This is a genomic window from Roseovarius sp. MMSF_3350, assembly GCF_030733425.1.
Taxonomy (GTDB): domain Bacteria; phylum Pseudomonadota; class Alphaproteobacteria; order Rhodobacterales; family Rhodobacteraceae; genus Roseovarius.
Map to the genome: position 1 here is coordinate 29,309 of NZ_JASHIZ010000024.1, position 19,446 is coordinate 48,754.

Sequence of the window (19,446 nt, forward strand, 5' to 3'; positions counted from 1 at the left end):
TCAGCCCACCACATGGCGCGCCAGACGAGAGCCCAAGCGTTCCAATCCACGCTCTCCGCCGTCCCGAACATGATCTCGGACCTCGATGGCTAACGTAGGGTGGGGTTTCACCCCACCTGTGCGCGCGCCCGCTCCTCGTCCCCGTCTTCCCCCTGCTCCGCCGACCACGCGCCCGCCGCCTCGACCACGAAGGCCGAAGAGGCCGGCAGCACGCCCAGGTAACTCTCGGTCTCGTCCACCGGCGTCGCGGCCCGTTTCGTCATCCGGTAGGCGGCATAGGCCGCAATCGCCGCGAACGCCGCCGCCAGCACCAGCCAGAACGCCGCCGGCCCCACCACGTCCATCACCCAGCCCGCCGCCAGCGGGCCCAGGATGGCCCCGATCCCGAAGGTCAGCACCAGCCCGCCCGACGCCGCCGCCATGTCCTCGACCGGCAGATAGTCGTTGGTATAGGCCAGCAGCAGCGAATACAGCGGCGTCGTCACACCGCCCGTCAGGAACGCCGCGGCCATCAGCGGCCAGAATGTCCCGCCCATGGCCCAACCCAGCAGGCAGAACGCGGCCCCCAGCGCCGCCGCACCGAAGATCACCCTGCGCCGGTCGATCCGGTCCGACAGCCACCCGATGGGATATTGCAGCACCAGCGCGCCCCCGAACAGCATCGCGATGAAGAGCGCAATTTCGCCCTTGCCCATCCCGATCTGCGCGCCATATACCGCGCCCATCCCCGATTGCGTGGCGTAAAGACTGCCCAGCAGGAATATCCCCACCGTGCCCAGCGGCGAGCCGGTGAACAGCTCCCGCAACGGCATCGCGCGGATCACCTCCGCCGCCGGCACCGGCGTCACCGACAGAAGGATTGGCGCGAACGACACCGACACCAGGATCGACGCCCCGATGAACAGCGACGCCCCCGCCGTCTCGCCCAGGTTCAAAAGCCCCTGCGCCCCGATGATGCCCAGCGTCTGCGCGATCATGTAGGCCGACAGAACCTTGCCCCGCGTCTCGTTCGTCGCCGCGTTGTTCAGCCAGCTTTCCGCGGTCACGTAAATGCCCGACATGGCAAACCCGATCAGAACGCGCAGCAATGTCCAAGCCCAGGGTTCGGTCAGCAGCGGAAAGGCAATGAGGCCCGCCGACATGAAGCTGCCCAGGGCGGCAAAGACCCGCACGTGCCCGACCCGCCGGATCAGCCGCGGCGCATAGCGCGCGCCCAGCAAGAACCCCACGAAATAGCCCGAGGTCACCACCGCCAGCTCGGCCGAGGAAAACCCCTCGATATCCCCGCGCAGACCGATCAGCGTGAAATGCATCCCGTTGCCCAGCATGATCAGCACGATTCCGATCAGCAGCGCCCAGATCCCCGCAAAAGCCTGAAACATCGCGTGCCCCTTTTCGATTCGCCGGCCTCTCGACCCTGCCGGCACTCCTGCCAGGGTCACCCACCGCCGCCATCCCACCGACGCCGCTTTGGTGTCCCCCCGCGGCACCGTAGGGTGGGTGAAAACCCACGCGGACCCTAATCCAGCTTCTCGCGCACCCGCTTGATCATCCACCACACCGCCACCACCACCGGCAGCGCCACGATCGCCGTCAGCATCTCCTTCGACAGCCCCGTCGGCTCGGTCAGCGGGTAGAGAAGATACCCCGCCAGCGACACCGCGTAATAACTGATCGCCACCACCGACAGCCCCTCGACCGTGCGTTGCAGCCGCAGTTGCATGTCCGCCCGCCGGTTCATGCTCTCCAGCACGTCCTGGTTCTGCGCGCTGCGCTCCACGTCCACCCGCGTCCGCAAGAGCTCGCCTGCCCGCATCGCCCGGTCCGACATCGCGTCCAGCCGTTCCTTGGTCGACAGAACCGTGCGCATCGCCGGATCATAGCGCCGCATCATGAACTCGCCGAAGGTCTGCCGCCCGTTGAACCGCTCCTCGCGCAGCACGTCGATCCGCTGCTTCACGATCTGCTCGTACGCCGAGGTCGCCCCGAACCGATAGGACGACCGCGCCACCATCCCCTCCAGCTTGGCCGAGATCTCCAGCAGATCATCCAGCGTGTCCTCCGCGGCCACCGATCCGCCCGGCATGTTGCTGATCAGGTGCGTCAACCGCTCTTCCAGCGCGCCCATATCGGGGCGCATCTCGCCCACCCGGGCAAAGCCCAGCATCGACATGGTCTTGTAGGTCTCGATCTCGAACAGACGCTGCACCACGCGCCCCATCCGCCGCGTGCCGATCTCTTCCGAGGCATTGACCATGAACCGCAGGTGCCCCGCCGGATCGATTCTGAAATCACCCGCGACGATGGCGCTGTCATCCAGCACCCGCGCCACCGCCACGCTGTCGGCGACGAACCAGTCGTGGATGTTCTGCCGCACCGTGTCCTCGTCCTTGCGCGTCTCGATCCGCACGATGGCCGAGGTCATCCGGTGCCCCGGTGCCGCCTCCAGCCAGTCGGCAGGAAACACCTCGAACTCCGCCGGATCGAACGGCCGGTCGCTGACCCCGTCCCGGAACGCGGTATAGGTCACGAACTCGGTATGCTGCTCCCATTTCAGGTGGTGCTTGCCGATGTCGCCGGAATAATGCGAGGCGCCCGGCTTGGGATGCGCCGCGCCATAGCGATCCAGCAGCGCCGTCAGGTGGGTCAGGTCATCGTCCCGATCCCGGCCCGCCGCCCCCTCGACCCGCTTGATCGCCAGGAATATCCCCGTCGCCGGCGCGCTCAGGTTGGGAAAGGGTCGCGCGTGCAGCTCGTTCGACAACTCGAAGCGCAGGGGGTGGTCTTCAATGGGCGGCATGGCTCTCGCGTCCTGGCAGGTCCCGGCACTCTAACGATACGGCCCGGCGATGAAAATAGATTGAAACGCACTTTCAATGACTTAGCGGAATGCAGCCGTATACTGGCGCAAATTTAGCCATCTTCAATGGCACCTGCATCATCATCCATCCCGTCGCGTGAAATCAAGCGACCCTCGTAGGGTGGGTGAAACCCACGCGGGCCGGCGTCCCAAGTCACGCAACACCTCCCAAACCATCCGACCCGGACCTGATCCGGGACCTCCGCCTCGGCCCCGACGAAAAAGGCCCGCCAGCCGGCGGGCCCTCTCCAATTCCATCCAACCGGGCCTTACCCGATCTTCGACAACAGCGCCGTCACGCTGTCCTTGGCGTCGCCATAGAACATCCGCGTGTTGTCCTTGAAGAACAGCGGGTTCTCGATGCCGGAATAGCCCGTCCCCTGCCCGCGCTTGGACACGAACACATTCTTGGCCTTCCAGACCTCCAGCACCGGCATGCCGGCGATGGGGCTGTTGGGGTCGTCCTGTGCCGCCGGGTTCACGATGTCGTTCGAGCCGATTACGATCACCACGTCGGTATCGGGGAAATCCTCGTTGATCTCGTCCATCTCCAGCACGATGTCATAGGGCACCTTGGCCTCGGCCAGCAGCACGTTCATGTGCCCCGGCAGACGCCCCGCCACGGGGTGGATGGCGAACCGCACGGACTTGCCCTGCGCCCGCAGCTTGTTGGTCAACTCGCTGACCGCCTGCTGCGCCTGCGCCACCGCCATGCCATAGCCCGGCACGATGATCACGCTGTCGGCTTCGTTCAGCGCATTGGCCACGCCGTCGGCGTCGATCGGCACCTGTTCGCCCTCGACTTCCGCCGCCGGACCGCTGGAACCGCCGAAGCCCCCCAGGATCACGCTGACGAAGGACCGGTTCATCGCCTTGCACATGATGTAGCTCAGGATCGCACCCGACGAGCCCACCAGCGCGCCCACCACGATCAAGAGGTCGTTGCCCAGGCTGAAGCCGATGGCCGCCGCCGCCCAGCCGGAATAGCTGTTCAGCATCGAGACCACCACGGGCATGTCCGCGCCGCCGATCCCCATGATCAGGTGATAGCCGATGAAGAGAGCCAGCAGCGTCAGCACGACCAGCGTCCAGCTGCCCGACCCGCTCAGGTACATGATCGCCAGCACCAGCGACAGGGCCGCCGCGGCGGCGTTCAGGATATGCCCGCCCGGCAGCTTCTTGGCCGCGCTATCGACCTTGCCCGCCAGCTTGCCATAGGCAATCACCGATCCGGTGAAGGTCACCGCGCCGATCCAGATGCCCAGCACCAGCTCGACCTTGAGGATGGTCACTTCCACCGCCGTCTTCTTGGCGACGATCGCGGCGAACCCGCTGAACTGCTTGGCAAAGGCCACGCCTTCCGCCGTCACCTCCTCGGGCCGCGGGAAGCGAAGCCCCGCCTCGGCGAACTCGGCGGCGACGCGCCCCAGTTCGATATCCGCGTTGAATCCCACGAACACCGCCGCGAGACCCACGAGGCTGTGCATGATCGCCACCAGTTCCGGCATCTGTGTCATCTGCACCTTGGTGGCCAGCTGATAGCCCACCACCGCGCCGCCGGCGATCATGATCAGCGACACCAGCCACAGCCCGGCACCGGGACCGATCAGCGTCGCCAGCACGGCAATCGCCATGCCGGCAATGCCATACCACACCGCGCGTTTCGCGCTTTCCTGCCCCGACAGACCGCCCAGGCTGAGGATGAAGAGAACTGCCGCGACCGCATAGGCCGCAATGGTAAATCCGAAATCCATCGTCCCTTACCCCCTTACGATTTCTGGAACATGGCGAGCATGCGCCGTGTCACCAGGAAGCCGCCGAAAATGTTGATCGCCGCCATGAAGATACCAAGACCGGCCAGCAGCGTGATGAGGTAGGAGGTCGAGCCGATCTGCGTCAGCGCCCCCAGGATGATGATCGACGAAATCGCATTCGTCACCGCCATCAGCGGCGTGTGCAGGCTGTGCGCCACGCCCCAGATCACCTGGAACCCGATGAACACCGACAGCACGAAGACGATGAAGTGCTGCATGAAGCTCGCCGGCGCCACGGTGCCGACCAACAGCACCAGGAACGCGCCGATACCCAGCAGGGTCACCTGGTTCATCGTCTGCTTCTTGAAGGCCGCCACTTCCTGCGCCTTCTTCTCTTCCGGCGTCAGTTCCTTGGGCTTTTCCTTCTTCGGGGCGGCCGCGATGGCGGACACTTTCGGCGGTGGCGGCGGATAGGTGATCTCGCCCCCGTGCGTCACCGTCGCGCCCCGGATCACGTCATCTTCCATGTTGTGATCGACCTTGCCGTCCTTCTCGGGCGTCAGGTCGGTCATCATGTGACGGATGTTGGTCGCATAAAGCGTCGAGGACTGCGTCGCCATCCGGCTGGGGAAGTCGGTGTAGCCCACGATCGTCACGCCGTTGTCGGTGACGATCTTCTCGTCCTTCTGCGTCAACTCGCAGTTGCCGCCCCGCTCGGCGGCCAGGTCCACGATGACCGAGCCGTTCTTCATCATCTCGACCATGTCCTTGGTCCACAGGACCGGCGCGGGCCGGTTCGGGATCAGGGCCGTGGTAATGACGATGTCCATGTCGGGCGCCATCTCGCGGAATTTTTCCAGCTGCTTTTCCTGGAACTCGGGGCTGGACGGCGCGGCGTACCCGCCGGTGGACGAGCCATCCTGCTGCTCCTCCTCGAAATCCAGGAAGACGAACTCGGCGCCCATCGATTCGATCTGCTCGGCCACTTCGGGGCGCACGTCGAACGCATAGGTGATCGCGCCCAGGCTGGTCGAGGTGCCGATCGCGGCAAGACCCGCGACGCCCGCGCCGACCACCAGAACCTTGGCCGGCGGCACCTTGCCCGCGGCCGTCACCTGGCCGGTGAAGAACCGGCCGAAATTGTTGCCCGCCTCGATCACGGCACGGTAGCCCGCGATGTTGGCCATGGACGACAGCGCATCCATCTTCTGTGCACGGGAAATCCGCGGCACCGCTTCCATCGCGATGACGGTCGCGCCTTTTTCGGCGGCGATCTTCATCTGCTCTTCGTTCCCGCCAGGGTTGAAGAAGGAAATAAGGGTCTGGCCCTTGGTCAGGCGCTTGACCTCGGTATCCGTGGGGACGCGGACCTTGGCAATGATGTCACAGGCTTTCCAAAGGGCCGCCGGCGACTTGATGATCTCGACACCGGCCTCCTTGTAATCCGCATCCGTGAAACCCGCACGCTCTCCCGCGCCGGTCTCGATGGCGCACTCATGGCCCAGTTTCTGAAGTTGCAAGGCCGAGTCCGGCGTCATCGCAACGCGCGCCTCACCTTCCATCACCTCTTTTGGTGTTCCGATCTTCAACTTTCACTCCCCCCGTTTTCTGACGGTCACATGTGGCGGCCTCTCGGCCTGTCGTTTTCTGTACCCTAAGGGTCGGGCACGGCTTATCACACAAATTTTACCCGCTTGGAATGTAGCGATTGTCGCATCCTGTCAAATCACCATCGTGTCTTTCCATAGTATTGCGCAAAATTCATTCGAAACTTTCGTCGCAGCCGGTCTCTCCGGGCCGTATGTTCGGAATCGCCCGAAAACTGGTATAGGGTATACCAGACGGCCTTGCCAGCCCTTCCAAACCGGCTCTTGGCAACCCGCGCGCCCTGCGGCACAGTTGCGCTCATGACGCTCACAAAAAAACACGCCCTCGTCACCGGCGGAGGCACCGGCATCGGTCTCGCCATCGCCCGCGCCCTGCAGGACAGCGGCGCCACCGTCACCATTACCGGTCGCCGCGCCGAAGTTCTGAACGAGGCCGCCGGCGCCCACGGCCTGCATCCACAAGTCATGGACGTACGCGACGAGGCCAGCGTGGTCGAAGGCATCGCCGCCTCGGTCGCCGAACGCGGGCCCATCCAGGTCTGCGTGCCCAATGCCGGCATCGCCGAAGGCCGCAGCCTGTCGAAGACCGACACCGATTTCTGGCACCGCACCATGGCCACCAATCTCGACGGCGCGTTCTGGACCATCCGCAGCGCGATGGCCTCGATGAAAACCACCGACTGGGGCCGCGTGGTGGCGATCTCCTCCATCGCGGGCCTGCGCGGTCTCAAGGGCGCCGCCGCCTATTCCGCCTCCAAGCACGGGCTTATCGGCCTCGTTCGCGCGCTTTCCGAGGATTACATGGGCAGCGCCTTCACCTTCAACGCGGTCTGCCCTGGCTATGTCGATACCGACATCATCACCCGCAACGTCGACGCCATCAGCGCCCGCGCCGGGGTCGATGCCGACACCGCCCGTTCGATGATGGTGGACGCCAACCGCCACAAGCGCCTGATCGCCCCCGAAGAGGTCGCCGCCGCCGTCACCTGGCTTTGCGGTCCGGGGTCCGAAAGCGTCAACGGCCAGACCATCGAAATCGCCGGCGGCCAGGTCTGACAATGCTGCCCCGCGACGCGTTCATGGACTTCTGCGCGTCGCTTCCCGCCAGCACCCATGTCGTGCAATGGGGCAACGCCGACGTCTGGAAAGTCGGCGGCAAGGTCTTTGCCATCGCCGGCTGGAACGACGGGCACGACGCCTACACCTTCAAGGCCTCCGACATCGCCTTTGAGGTTCTGCAGGATCAGCCAGGCATCCGCCCGGCGCCCTACCTCGCCTCACGCGGGATGAAATGGTTGCAGGTCCACGCGGATCCGGGCCTGTCCGACGACAGCCTTCGCGAGCATATCAAGGCCTCCTACGACATGGTCCTGGCCGGTCTCACCCGCAAGAAACGGGCGGACCTGGGCCTCTGAGCCCCCGACCACGTCAGCAAATTGCCTCAATTCATCTAAAATTCGCCTGAAACTTCCCGTCTTCCGGCCACGGACGCTCTGTATCCATTCCGGAAACAAAGGGCGCGCGAGCAGTCGAAACGCGCCCATGGGTCACGCGGCCAGAGACCTCGGATCCACCGGACAAAGAGGCAGGAAAACATGGCCACGTACACGGTCAATTTCTACAATTACAACCCGGCGGGCAACATCCCTACCGGCACGGGCAGCACCTTCACCTGGGGCGGACCCGGCGCCGCCGCGGGGCGCGCCACCATCACCGACAACGAACCCGGCATCCAGGAATTCACCCTCGACGACGACAGCGCCGGCGGTGAAACCGCAACCGCGACCGTCACCCTGGGCAACAACACATCGGTCAACACCACAGTCGATGCCGAGCTTGTCTGGACCCTGCGCGATACCGTCACCGGCCAGACCTTCCAGGTCATCCAGTTCGATGTCGAGAACGGCGCCGCCGCCGGGCTCTATACCCTGTCCGAGGTGCCGCTGGTGGCCGGGCGCAGCTACCAGGTGCAGGCCTACGACAGCAACCCCAACGCCGCGGCGGGCGACATCGCCTTCAGCGCGCAGGACTACACCGACCAGATCGTCGACGGCACCGAAGGCGACGACACCATCGACGGCACCTATACCGGCGACCCCCAGGGCGACGTGGCCGATGGCGGCGACGGCACCGGCGCGGGCCTCAACGCCGACCTCATCCATGCCGGCGCCGGCAATGACAGCGTCGTGGCAGGGCTGGCCAACGACACCGTCTATGGCGGCTCGGGCAACGACACCATCCTCGGCGGCTCCGGCAACGATCTCATCTACGGCGACAGCGACCCGCGCGAGAGCAGTTCCTCCGGCGGTACCAACACCGTGGGCAGCAACTTCACCGTCATCAGCCTCGGCTCGGCCCCCGATGTGGATCCGACCGAAACCAACACCGCCAGCGAGAACGCCGCCAACCTGCTGGGCAGCTACGGCGACGCGGGCAACCCGCTCTTCCAGCAGTTCCTCGACGCCCAGACCTTCGACAGCAACAGCGACGGCACGCTGCAGGACAACGACAACAGCCAGACGCCCGAGAACATCGTCATCGGCGGCACGACCTACCAGATCGATTCCGGCATGGTCTACAACGCCACCGTCACCTTCACCGACGGGCTGTCCGAGAATTTCACCGCCGTGGTCGTCCAGACTACCAGCGGCGACGTCTTCATGCTGCCCGAACTCACCAACAACGCCGACAACGCGATACTCACCAGCAAGCCGATCCAGTCGATCACGCTCAACGGCGTCGACAACGCCAGCGCGACCATCGGCGCCAACCGGCTCGATGCCGACTACCGGCTCGGCGACGGCGCCCCCGGCGACGACAGCATCGACGGTGGCACCGGGAACGACACGATCTATGCCGAGGGCGGCTCCGACACCGTCACGGGCGGCGACGGCAACGATGTCATCTACGGCGACGAGGCGCCGGTCGCGGGGCAGTGGGACTATCAGGTCTACAACTACGATTTCACGGCCGCCAACGGTCAGGCCTTCAACATTGAATCGGGAACGCTTGTCGGCTCGGGTCAATCGAATGGCTTCAATTCGGCCACGCTCGTGCACGACGCCCGTGGCACGACCGGCGACGCCAATGATTTCGGTGTGATCTACACCTCGCAGTTCCTGGCGTCCCAAAACGGAACCTACACGTTCTCGACAACCTCGGACGACGGTTCGACCATCCGGCTGCTGGATGAAAACGGCGACCCCCTGACCTTCACCAACCAGGGCGGCAGCACGGCCGATTTCATGAACAACGACTTCCACCAGGGCGCGACAACCCGGTCGGGCACCGTCGAACTGGAAGCGGGACGCATATACACCATCGAGGTCCGGCACTGGGAAAACGCCGGGGCCGAAGTCATCTCCGGGCAGGTCACCAGCCCGAGCGGCACAACCGAGGCCCTTGCCAGCAGCAGCCAGGTCATTGGGCCGCGCGTCGCGTCTGGCGGCGACGACAGCCTGAGTGGCGGTGCCGGCAACGATGTCATCTTCGGCGGCGCCGGAAATGACACGCTGATCGGCGGCACCGGCGCCGACAGCCTCTACGGCGGGCTCGGCGATGACGAGATGTACCTGGCCGAGGGCGATATCGCCTTTGGCGGTGATGGCGACGACCTCTTCGTGCTGGGCGACCTGGGCGAGGCCGGTTCCGGCACCATCACCATCGTCGGCGGCGAGGGCGGCGAGACCAATGGCGACACGCTGCGCCTGACGCCCGATGTCAGCCGTAACGACATCACCTTCTCCAACACCGATGACGACACCGGCGGCCTCTCTGGCACCTTCGTGCTGCCCGACGGCACCGTCGTGAACTTCTCGGAAATCGAGAACATCATCTGTTTCACCCCCGGCACCCGCATCCTGACACCCCAGGGCGAGCGCCCCATCGAAACCCTGCGCCCGGGCGACCTCGTGATCACCCGCGACAGCGGTCCCCAGCCCATCCGCTGGCTCGGCCACCGCACCGTCATCGGCCGCGGCAAGTTCGCGCCCATCGCCATCAATTCCACCATAATGGACGGCGCCCGCCGCCCGCTCCTGGTCTCGCCACAGCACCGGCTCCTGTTCTCGGGCTACCGTGCCCAGCTTCTCTTTGGCGAAAGCGAGGTTCTCGTGGCCGCCAAGCACCTGGTCGACGGGATCGACGTGCGCATCGCCGAACGCCGGCTGGTGACCTATTTCCACATGATGCTCGACCGGCACGAGGTGGTCTATGCCGAAGGGGCCGCCACCGAAAGCTTCCACGCCGCAGATGTCGGCATCGGCGCGCTCTCGGATGCCTCGCGCGAGGATATGTTCCGTGTCTTCCCGCACCTGCGCGGCGACCTTTCGGCCTATGGCGACACCGCCCGCATGTGCCTGCGCGCCCACGAGGCACGCCTGTTGGTCGAACCCCGCACGGCGCTGGCCATGGTCGCGTGATAACGCCTTAAATTTTAACGGAATATCCAAGTCTCGCCACATTCCGCCCGAATTCCCGTCAAGCCCGGATCCTAGTGTCGTGTCCAGCGTCGGCCAGTGAACGAACCGGCACAGACAAACCGAATCGAGCAGTGACAATGGTGACAAGGGTCAACAAACGCCCCCGTCAAAGGGCCTCGTGCGACGCATCGCGCGCGCAGGTGCGGCTTGCGCCATGACCACGTATACCGTCACCGCGGCCAACTGGAACGACCCGCTCTTCTGGGCATCGATCAGCGAGGCGTCGGGCGGCCACACGCTCGATTTCTCCGGCCTTGCCTCGAATTTCGACGTGATCGTCGACAAGGCCACCGGCACGGTCACGCTGACCGACGGCGCCACGACCTTCACCGTGGCCGAGGCCGGCTACGGCGGCAGTTCCGACGCCACTTTGGGCGGCGGCACGCTGTGGGACTATTTCGCGACGCTCGGCTTCGGCGGCGGCGATCAGGCGATCACCGGCGATGCCGCGGCCGAAAGCATCACCACAGGCGCGGGCGACGACACGATCGACGCTGGCGGCGGCAACGACACCATATTCTACGGCGACGGTGCCGACACGGTACATGGCGGCGACGGCGACGACCGGATCGACGACGCCGCGGGCATCAACTCCACCTCTACCGGCAGCCGCGTCGACGCCGGCGCGGGCAACGATACCGTCTTCGGCACCGCCGGTGACGACACGCTGCTTGGCGGCACCGGGAATGACCGGCTGGATGGCGAGGCCGGAACCGACCACATCCAGGGCGGCGCCGGGGCCGACACGATCTCGGGGGGCGCCGGGAACGACCGTATCGCGTCGGACGACTTCACCGCCACCGGCCCCAACCTGATCGTCAACGGCTCGTTCGAGGACACCACCGGCATGACGGCGGCCTCCTTCGGCCATCAGGGCACCGGCGGCAGCATTCCCGGCTGGACCGACAGCGGCGGCAACAGCGTCGATTATCACAACGACGGGCGCGGCGGCCTTTCCGCCACGGACGGCGCGAACTGGCTCGACATGGAAGGAGGCGGGGGCCAGCAGCTGGCGATCTCGCAGACCGTTGCCGGACTCCAGCCCAACGACGTCTACCAGCTCAGCTTCGATATCGGCGACAAATCCGACGGCAACGATGGCACCGCGCTCGACAACACTGTCGACGTCTACTGGAACGGCGAACTGCTCGACAGCATCGATCCTCCCGACGGCAACTGGCAGACCTACACCTACCACGTGACCGGCGCCTCCGGCGACGGCACCGGCACGCTCGAGTTCCGTGGCGCGGGCGCCACCGATTCCGAGGGTGCCTCCATCGATTCCGTCTCGCTTCACGCCACGACAGAGGCCGCGGGCGCAGCCGACTCCGTCACCGGCGGCAGCGGCGACGACGTGATCTTCACCGGTGCGGGCGACGATACCGCCACCGGCGGCAGCGGCGCCGACACCATCCATGCCGGCACCGGCGCAGACACCGTCTCGGGCGGCTCGGACGCGGATAGGTTTCTGATCGCCGATGGCTTCGGCAACGATTTGATCACCGGCGGCGAGGGCGTCACCACCGGCAGCGACAGCGACACGATCGACGGCAGCGGCCTCTCCGGCCCGGTCACCCTGACCCTGTCCGGCAGCGAGGCCGGCACCCTCACCGATGGCACCGACACGCTCTCCTTCACCGAGGTCGAGAACGTCTTCACCGGCACGGGCGACGACAGCCTCGATGCCTCCGCCGACAGCGCCGGTCTCGGCCTCTTCGGCGCGGACGGCGATGACACGATCACCGGCGGCAGCGGCGCAGATCACATTGAGGCGGGCACCGGCGCCGACCGGGTCGCGGGTGGTGGCGGCGGCGACACCATCGACCTCGGGGCGCATGACGGCGCGCCCGACACGCTGGCCTTTTCCGATGGCGACGGCGCCGACATCATCGCCGGCTTCGAAGGCCCCGTCGACAATGGCGACGGCACATTCACCGGCCGCGATCAGCTCGACCTCTCCGGCGCCACCGACGCGGCAGGCAACCAGATCAACACCCGCGACATCACCGTCGGCGACGACGGCTTCGGCAACGCGCTCCTGTCCCTGCCCAACGGCGACAGCATCACCCTTGTCGGCATTGCCCCCGCCGATGTCACCGACGCGGACGCTCTCGCCGCCATGGGCGTCCCCGCCCCCGACGAAATCGTCGAGGGCACGTCCGGCGCCGACAGCATCGACGCCACCTATACCGGCGACCCCGAGGGCGACGCTATCGACGCCGGCGACAATGCTGCGGGAACCGACGCTGACCGGGTCGAGGCGGGCGCGGGCGACGACACCGTTGTGGCTGGTGCGGGCAACGATACGATCTACGGGCGCGACGGCAGCGACAGCCTGCTGGGCGGAGACGGCAACGACCTGCTGGATGCCCGCGGCGGCAACGGCTACGGACTGCCCGACACAGGTTACAACGACCCGGCCAATCCCGGCCTGAATTACGCCGCCGACAGCGACCCCTTCGACGACCGCGACATCGTTGATGGCGGCGACGGCAATGACAGGATCCTGACCGGCGACGACAACGACGTCATCACCGGCGGCGCGGGCAACGACACCATCGACGCGGGCTTTGACGCCGACAACATCACCGGCGACGCCGGCGCCGACGAAATCGAGGGCAACGCCGGGCGCGACACCATCGACGGCGGCACCGGGAACGACCTCATCTACGGCGACATCTCGGCCTCCAACCCGCTCTACCCGTACTACCCGCTCTACAACCTGCCCAACGACGGCACCGACCAGAACCCCGACGACCACGCCGACAGCATCCTCGGCGGCGACGGCGACGACACCATCTTCGGCCAGGACGACGACGACACCATCTCGGGCGGCCAGGGCCACGACGTGCTCGACGGCGGTCTGGACGACGACGTCATCTCCGGCGGCGACGGCGACGACAGCATCGACGGCGGCGACGGTGCCGACAGCGTCGACGGGGGTGCCGGCAATGACAGCCTCACCGTCGATCAGGGCGATACCGTTGCCGGGGGCGACGGCGACGACACCTTCACGCTTCGAGACCTCGACACCACCGGCACCGGCAACGCCGCCATCTCCATCACGGGTGGCGAAGGCGAAGAGGCCAATGGTGACACGCTGATCCTCACCCCGGACGTGGGCCGCAACGACATCACATTCTCCGACAGCGATCCCGGCACCGGCATGTCGGGCAGCTTCACCATGGCCGACGGCACGCCCGTCACCTTCTCCGAGATCGAGAACATCATCTGCTTCACCCCCGGCACGATGATCCTCACCAGTCACGGCGACCGCCCCGTCGAGACGCTTCAGGTGGGCGACATGGTCGTCACCCGCGACCAGGGCCTGCGCCCGATCCGCTGGGTGGGCGCGCGCACCGTCCGGGGCCACGGCCGCTTCGCCCCCATCCGCGTCGGCGCCAATGCGCTCGATCCCACGCGCAAGGGGCTGCTGGTCTCACCCCAGCACCGCATCCTCTACACCGGCTACCGCGCCGAGCTTCTCTTCGGCGAGTCCGAGGTGCTGGTGCCCGCCAAGCTCCTTGTCGACGGGCGCGACGTCCTGCGCCAGCCCTGCGACGAGGTCACCTATATCCACCTGATGTTCGACCACCACGAGGTCATCTACGCCGAAGGCTTCGCCACCGAAAGCTTTCACGCCGGCGATGTCGGCCTCGATGCCATCGAAGAGGCCGCGCGAGAAGAGCTGTTCGCCCTCTTCCCAGAACTGCGCACGGCCCCCGGCCATCACCTGGAAACCGCCCGCACCTGCCTCAAGAAACACGAGGCCGCCCTGCTGATCGAAGATACCGACGGCCCGCATTACTGAGCCAAGCTGCCGTCTTGCGCCGTCAGCAGGCTTCCCGCCTCAGGCCGAGCGCAGCGCTGGCCCCCGCTCACCTGCCTGCCACGCGCGCGCCGCATCGCCCAGTGCCTCGAACAGGCACCGGCTCACCGGATCGTTCGCTGCGTTCCACTCCGGGTGCCACTGCACCGCTAGCGCAAAGCCGGCCGCGCCTTCGATGTAGACGGCCTCAGGGGTGCCATCGGGGGCACAACCGTCGATCACGACGCCCTTGCCTTCCCGGATGATTCCCTGCCCGTGCAGCGTGTTGGTCATCACCTTCTGCGATCCCATCAGCCGGTGAAACACCCCGCCTTCGACAAAGCTCACCTCGTGGCGCAGCGCGAACCGTTCCTCCAGCGTGCCGTCGGGCGGCATCCGGTGGTTGTCCCGCCCCGGCAGCTCGCGGATCTCCGGGTGCAGCGTGCCGCCCAGCGCCACGTTCACCTCCTGGAACCCCCGGCAGATCCCCAGGATCGGCTGCCCCTTGGCCACGCAGGCCCGCACCAGAGGCAGGGTCAGCGCATCGCGCTCGCGGTCGAAGGCGCCATGCGCCTCGGTGGGCGCCTCGCCATACTCCTCGGGGTGGATGTTGGGCCGCCCCCCGGTCAGCACGAAACCGTCGCAGATCTCCATCAACTCCTCGACGCTTACCAGCGCGGGGTCGCTTGCCACCAGCATGGGAATACAGTCGGACACTTCCGACACCGCCTCGGAATTCATCCGCCCCACCGCGTGCACGGGATAGCGGTCGTCGATGGAATAACTGTTGCCGATAATGCCGATAACGGGACGCGTCATGTCTATCCTTCACCTGCTGTCGTTGCGACTTAAGGATAATATCCCGAACCAATAAGAAAACCTCAACAGGCGCACAAGCGAGACTGCAAATTTGCCGCCCTGTTAACCATTTCCCAAGTCCCATCGCCTAGTTTCAGGGCGCAGGCGGAGGCACCAGACCCTCGCGGGCGCCACTTCGCATCCCGGCGCCGGGGGGCTGGGGGCGTCCGTCTGTACCTGCACCCCCGTTTCCACGTTGCCTCCCCTTTCGCATCGCCCTACCCTCCGCACGAACCTTCTCAGACGGAGAGACACGCGATGAAAGACGCCGCCCCACAGCCGATCTACCTGGCTGATTACACGCCCCCCGCGCATCTGGTGGACCATGTCTCGCTCACCTTCCGTCTCGACCCGGAAAAGACCCGCGTTCTCAGCCGGATATCCTTTCGCCCCAACCCCGACGGCTCCGGCGGCCCCCTGCGCCTCGACGGCGAACAGTTGACGCTCGTTTCCGCCCGCATCGACGGCGACGAGGTCACGCCCGAGGTCACGTCGCGCGGCCTCACCGTCCCCGCCCCCGACGCCCCCTTCACCTTCGAGGCCGAGGTCGAGATCGCGCCCGCGGGCAACACCGCGCTCGAAGGTCTCTACATGTCGAACGGCATGTACTGCACCCAGTGCGAGGCCGAGGGTTTTCGCAAGATCACCTATTACCCCGACCGCCCCGACGTGATGGCCACCTTCGACGTCCGCATCGAGGGCGAAGAGAAAATCAAGCTCTCCAACGGCAACCCCGGCAATACGGGTGACGGCTTCGCCGAATGGCACGATCCCTGGCCCAAACCGGCCTATCTCTTCGCGCTGGTGGCCGGCGATCTGGTCAACCACCCCGACACGTTCACCACGAAATCCGGCAAGGAGGTGGAGCTCAACATCTGGGTCCGCCCCGGCGACGAACACAAATGCGCCTTCGGCATGGAGGCCCTCAAGAAATCCATGAAATGGGACGAAGACGTCTATGGCCGCGAATACGACCTCGATATCTTCAACATCGTCGCGGTCGACGATTTCAACATGGGCGCGATGGAAAACAAGGGGCTGAACATCTTCAACTCCTCCGCCGTGCTGGCCAGCCCGGAAACCTCGACCGACATGAATTTCCAGCGGATCGAGGCGATCATCGCGCATGAATATTTCCACAACTGGACCGGCAACCGCATCACCTGTCGCGACTGGTTCCAGCTTTGCCTCAAGGAGGGCCTGACCGTCTTCCGCGACGCCCAGTTCACCGCCGACATGCGCTCGGAACCCGTCAAGCGCATCGACGACGTCATCACCCTGCGCGCGCGGCAATTTCGCGAGGACAACGGCCCTCTCGCACACCCCGTCCGCCCCGCCAGCTTTGTCGAGATCAACAATTTCTACACCGCCACCGTCTACGAAAAAGGCGCCGAGCTGATCGGGATGCTCAAAACGCTGGTCGGCGACGAGTCCTACTACAAGGCCCTAGACCTCTACTTCGAGCGTCATGACGGCGACGCCGCCACGATCGAGGATTGGCTGAAGGTGTTCGAGGACACCACCGGGCGCGACCTATCCCAGTTCAAACGCTGGTACGAGGACGCCGGCACCCCCCGCCTCTCGGTCACGGACGATTTCTCGGACGGCAGCTATACCCTCACTTTTGAGCAGCACACGCCCCCCACCCCGGGACAGGACGACAAGCCGCCCCGCGTCATCCCCATCGCGGTCGGCCTGCTGTCGCCCAACGGCGACGAGGTGCAGCCCACCAAGGTACTCGAAATGACGGAAGCAAAACAAAGCTTTACCTTCGACGGCCTGTCGTCGAAACCCATCCCCTCCATCCTCCGCGGCTTCTCTGCGCCGGTGATCGTCGAGCGCGAAACCACCAACGCCGAACGCGCCTTCCTGCTCGCGCACGACACCGACCCCTTCAACAAGTGGGAAGCGGGCCGCGACCTTGCCCGCGACGCCCTCATCGCCATGATCCGCGACGGCGCCGCCCCCGACGAGGCCTATATCGACGCCGTGCACACCATGGCCCGCGACGACAGCCTCGACCCGGCCTTCCGCGCCTTGGCCCTCGGCCTGCCCAGCCAGGACGACCTCGCCCAGACGCTTTTCGACACCGGCACCACCCCCGACCCGCAGGCCATCTGGGACGCCATCGAGACCCTGCGCCACGCCCGCGCCGAGCGGATGCAGGACACCGCCACGCGCCTTTACGCCCAGTTCCAGGTGTCCGAACCCTACCGGCCCGATGCCGAACAATCGGGCGCCCGGTCGCTGGCCAACGGCGCGCTCAGCCTTATCAACCGGCTCGACGGCGGCGCACAGGCGCAAAAGCAGTTCGATACCGCCGATAACATGACCCAGCAGCTTGCCGCCTTTTCCTGCCTGCTCCAGGCCGGCAAGGGCGCGGCGGCCACGCAAACCTTCTATGACCAGTGGCAGCACGACCGCCTCGTGATTGACAAGTGGTTCATGATGCAGGTCGTCCACGCCGCGCCCGAGGATGCCGTGGCGACCGCGGAACGCCTCACCGAACATCCCGATTTCACGATGAAAAACCCCAACCGCTTCCGCGCCACCCTGGGCGCGCTCACGATGAACGCGGCGGGCTTCCATCATGTCTCCGGTGCGGGCTACGACCTTCTGGCCGACTGGCTGATCAAACTCGATCCCCTCAATCCGCAAACCACCGCGCGGATGTGCTCGGCCTTCGAGACGTGGCGGCGCTATGACGACACCCGCCAGGGTCTCATCAAGGCCCAGCTCGACCGCATCCTTTCCACGCCCGAGCTCAGCCCCGACACGACCGAAATGGTGACCCGCATTCGGGGAAGCTGACCCGGCGACAGAATCTTTCCGGCCACGTTGCGACTGACAGATCAAGCACCCCTGCAAATCGCCTCCGTGCAGGGCCGCTCGACTACTGTTCGCACTTCGTCGCAAGGGATCCACAACATCCTCGGCCTCATCGGCGTCGTCACCGTCACGGCGCAGACCGGACAGGGCGATCTCGACGCCGGGCAGCCCACCGCGCTCGAAGTGATCCGCCGCGCCTTCCGCATCAGGTTATCCGGACCTACTCGCTGACCGGGATCGGCTCTGGCTCCGGCGCGGCATCTGCCGACGCCGGCACTTCCTTTGCCGGCGCCGCTGCGCTTCCGACAACATCCGGCAGGTCCTGCACCACGGGCTCGGTCCCGACCGCCTCCGGCTCGGGCTCGGGCTCGGGCAGCGTCCGCACCACCACCAGGTCCGCGGGCCGCAGCCTCGGGCGCACGCTGCTCATCGGCCGGCAATAGGTCTGCCGACGGATCCACGCCATCATGTCCTGCCGCTTGCTGCTGCTGTGCAATGGTCCCCAGTCGGCGGCCACGCCACGCATCCCGCGCGACACCACGCCGTCCCGCTTTACGGTCTTGGCCATGATGCGGATCGCGCAGCTCAGGTTCGTCGGCCCATGCTTCAGCTCGCCCCCGCTGCGCGCCCGGCAGCCGTACAGCCGTGCCGTCGACGGCAGGATCTGCGTCAGCCCGTACCACCGCCCGCCCCCGCCCACGGCGTAGGACCGATAGGTGCTCTCGTGCTTGACCAGCGCCGACAGGAACCCCACCCAGAACGCGCGCCTCTGCGCCGGGCTGGCGTCGGGATAGGCCGGGCACCACTCATCGATGTCGTGCGGCACGATGTCGGTCAGCGGCTTTCCGTGATCCTTCAGCGCCGCCAACGCCGCCCGCGTCCACAGCCTGGACTCGCCCACATGCTCCCACCGCGTGCGCGGAACATTGCCGTCGCGCGCGGGCGGCGACACCCGTGTCACCACTCCGTCCCTCAGCACCACGCCGTCCTCCTCGGCCGCGGCAAGTGACTGAAAGCACAGGCATATCACAATGGCAGCGATCCTGAGCATCGGCGCAGTCTGCCCCGAACCCCGGGGCAAATCAAGACTGTTGCGGCGATGGGCAGATTCCCACTTGTCTCCGCGTCCCTGCCCTTTTTTGGCCGGATTGGCCGGTCACCGTGACCTCAGACATAACGAGCAGGCCGAGGTATGGCACGACAGTCCAGACACGACAGCGCGCGCACGGACGCGCCCCGCCCCCCATCC

At 66.0% G+C, this 19,446-nt stretch carries 12 protein-coding genes; 6 read left to right on the top strand and 6 right to left on the bottom strand.

Features of this window, described 5'->3' with window-relative positions:
- Positions 1 to 107: 107 nt before the first annotated feature.
- The 4 genes from RBB31_RS18380 to RBB31_RS18395 form a co-directional block, all read right to left on the bottom strand.
- A complete protein-coding gene (locus tag RBB31_RS18380; RefSeq protein ID WP_306130716.1) occupies positions 108 to 1,382 on the bottom strand; it encodes an MFS transporter in 1,275 nt (424 codons plus the stop codon).
- Positions 1,383 to 1,519: 137 nt separating this feature from the next.
- Positions 1,520 to 2,800, bottom strand: a complete 1,281-nt coding sequence (locus RBB31_RS18385) for a DUF3422 family protein (protein ID WP_306130717.1) — start codon at positions 2,798 to 2,800, stop codon at positions 1,520 to 1,522.
- Between the two features lie 329 nt (positions 2,801 to 3,129).
- Complete coding sequence (locus RBB31_RS18390; protein WP_306130718.1) at positions 3,130 to 4,614, bottom strand: NAD(P)(+) transhydrogenase (Re/Si-specific) subunit beta; 1,485 nt, start codon at positions 4,612 to 4,614, stop codon at positions 3,130 to 3,132.
- Positions 4,615 to 4,628: 14 nt separating this feature from the next.
- Entirely contained in the window at positions 4,629 to 6,203 is a 1,575-nt protein-coding gene (locus RBB31_RS18395; RefSeq protein WP_306130719.1) for a Re/Si-specific NAD(P)(+) transhydrogenase subunit alpha, read from the bottom strand.
- Between the two features lie 318 nt (positions 6,204 to 6,521).
- Between RBB31_RS18395 and RBB31_RS18400 the strand changes: the two genes are divergently transcribed.
- The 4 genes from RBB31_RS18400 (at position 6,522) to RBB31_RS18415 (ending at position 14,513) form a co-directional block, all read left to right on the top strand.
- Positions 6,522 to 7,277 carry an SDR family NAD(P)-dependent oxidoreductase gene (locus RBB31_RS18400; protein ID WP_306130720.1) on the top strand — a complete coding sequence of 252 codons (756 nt, stop codon included), beginning with the start codon at positions 6,522 to 6,524 and terminating at the stop codon, positions 7,275 to 7,277.
- A 2-nt stretch (positions 7,278 to 7,279) separates the two neighbouring features.
- Positions 7,280 to 7,636, top strand: coding sequence for an MmcQ/YjbR family DNA-binding protein (locus tag RBB31_RS18405; protein WP_371931345.1), 357 nt, complete (start codon positions 7,280 to 7,282; stop codon positions 7,634 to 7,636).
- 180 nt (positions 7,637 to 7,816) lie between these two features.
- Entirely contained in the window at positions 7,817 to 10,642 is a 2,826-nt protein-coding gene (locus tag RBB31_RS18410; protein WP_306130721.1) for a Hint domain-containing protein, read from the top strand.
- 214 nt (positions 10,643 to 10,856) lie between these two features.
- A complete protein-coding gene (locus RBB31_RS18415; protein ID WP_306130722.1) occupies positions 10,857 to 14,513 on the top strand; it encodes a Hint domain-containing protein in 3,657 nt (1,218 codons plus the stop codon).
- A 39-nt stretch (positions 14,514 to 14,552) separates the two neighbouring features.
- Here the strand turns inward: RBB31_RS18415 and RBB31_RS18420 are convergent, their stop codons facing one another.
- Positions 14,553 to 15,329 carry a gamma-glutamyl-gamma-aminobutyrate hydrolase family protein gene (locus RBB31_RS18420; RefSeq protein ID WP_306130723.1) on the bottom strand — a complete coding sequence of 259 codons (777 nt, stop codon included), beginning with the start codon at positions 15,327 to 15,329 and terminating at the stop codon, positions 14,553 to 14,555.
- A 297-nt stretch (positions 15,330 to 15,626) separates the two neighbouring features.
- On the opposite strand from RBB31_RS18420, the gene pepN reads away from it, so the two are divergent.
- On the top strand, positions 15,627 to 18,179 hold the full coding sequence (pepN, locus tag RBB31_RS18425; RefSeq protein WP_306130724.1) for an aminopeptidase N: 2,553 nt from the start codon (positions 15,627 to 15,629) through the stop codon (positions 18,177 to 18,179).
- A 27-nt stretch (positions 18,180 to 18,206) separates the two neighbouring features.
- Complete coding sequence (locus RBB31_RS18430; protein ID WP_306130725.1) at positions 18,207 to 18,428, top strand: hypothetical protein; 222 nt, start codon at positions 18,207 to 18,209, stop codon at positions 18,426 to 18,428.
- Here the strand turns inward: RBB31_RS18430 and RBB31_RS18435 are convergent.
- A complete protein-coding gene (locus tag RBB31_RS18435; RefSeq protein ID WP_306130726.1) occupies positions 18,418 to 19,248 on the bottom strand; it encodes a transglycosylase SLT domain-containing protein in 831 nt (276 codons plus the stop codon). The two genes, RBB31_RS18430 and RBB31_RS18435, sit on opposite strands and share 11 nt — an antisense overlap.
- Positions 19,249 to 19,446: the final 198 nt, after the last annotated feature.

What these genes read in the sequence shown, in the direction of transcription:
- RBB31_RS18415 (WP_306130722.1), top strand. Translation starts at nt 10,857, where the DNA reads ATGACCACGTATACCGTCACCGCGGCCAACTGGAACGACCCGCTCTTC.
- RBB31_RS18410 (WP_306130721.1), top strand. Translation starts at nt 7,817, where the DNA reads ATGGCCACGTACACGGTCAATTTCTACAATTACAACCCGGCGGGCAAC.
- RBB31_RS18380 (WP_306130716.1), bottom strand. Translation starts at nt 1,382, where the DNA reads ATGTTTCAGGCTTTTGCGGGGATCTGGGCGCTGCTGATCGGAATCGTG.
- RBB31_RS18385 (WP_306130717.1), bottom strand. Translation starts at nt 2,800, where the DNA reads ATGCCGCCCATTGAAGACCACCCCCTGCGCTTCGAGTTGTCGAACGAG.
- RBB31_RS18400 (WP_306130720.1), top strand. Translation starts at nt 6,522, where the DNA reads ATGACGCTCACAAAAAAACACGCCCTCGTCACCGGCGGAGGCACCGGC.
- RBB31_RS18420 (WP_306130723.1), bottom strand. Translation starts at nt 15,329, where the DNA reads ATGACGCGTCCCGTTATCGGCATTATCGGCAACAGTTATTCCATCGAC.
- RBB31_RS18405 (WP_371931345.1), top strand. Translation starts at nt 7,280, where the DNA reads ATGCTGCCCCGCGACGCGTTCATGGACTTCTGCGCGTCGCTTCCCGCC.
- RBB31_RS18435 (WP_306130726.1), bottom strand. Translation starts at nt 19,248, where the DNA reads ATGCTCAGGATCGCTGCCATTGTGATATGCCTGTGCTTTCAGTCACTT.
- pepN (WP_306130724.1), top strand. Translation starts at nt 15,627, where the DNA reads ATGAAAGACGCCGCCCCACAGCCGATCTACCTGGCTGATTACACGCCC.
- RBB31_RS18390 (WP_306130718.1), bottom strand. Translation starts at nt 4,614, where the DNA reads ATGGATTTCGGATTTACCATTGCGGCCTATGCGGTCGCGGCAGTTCTC.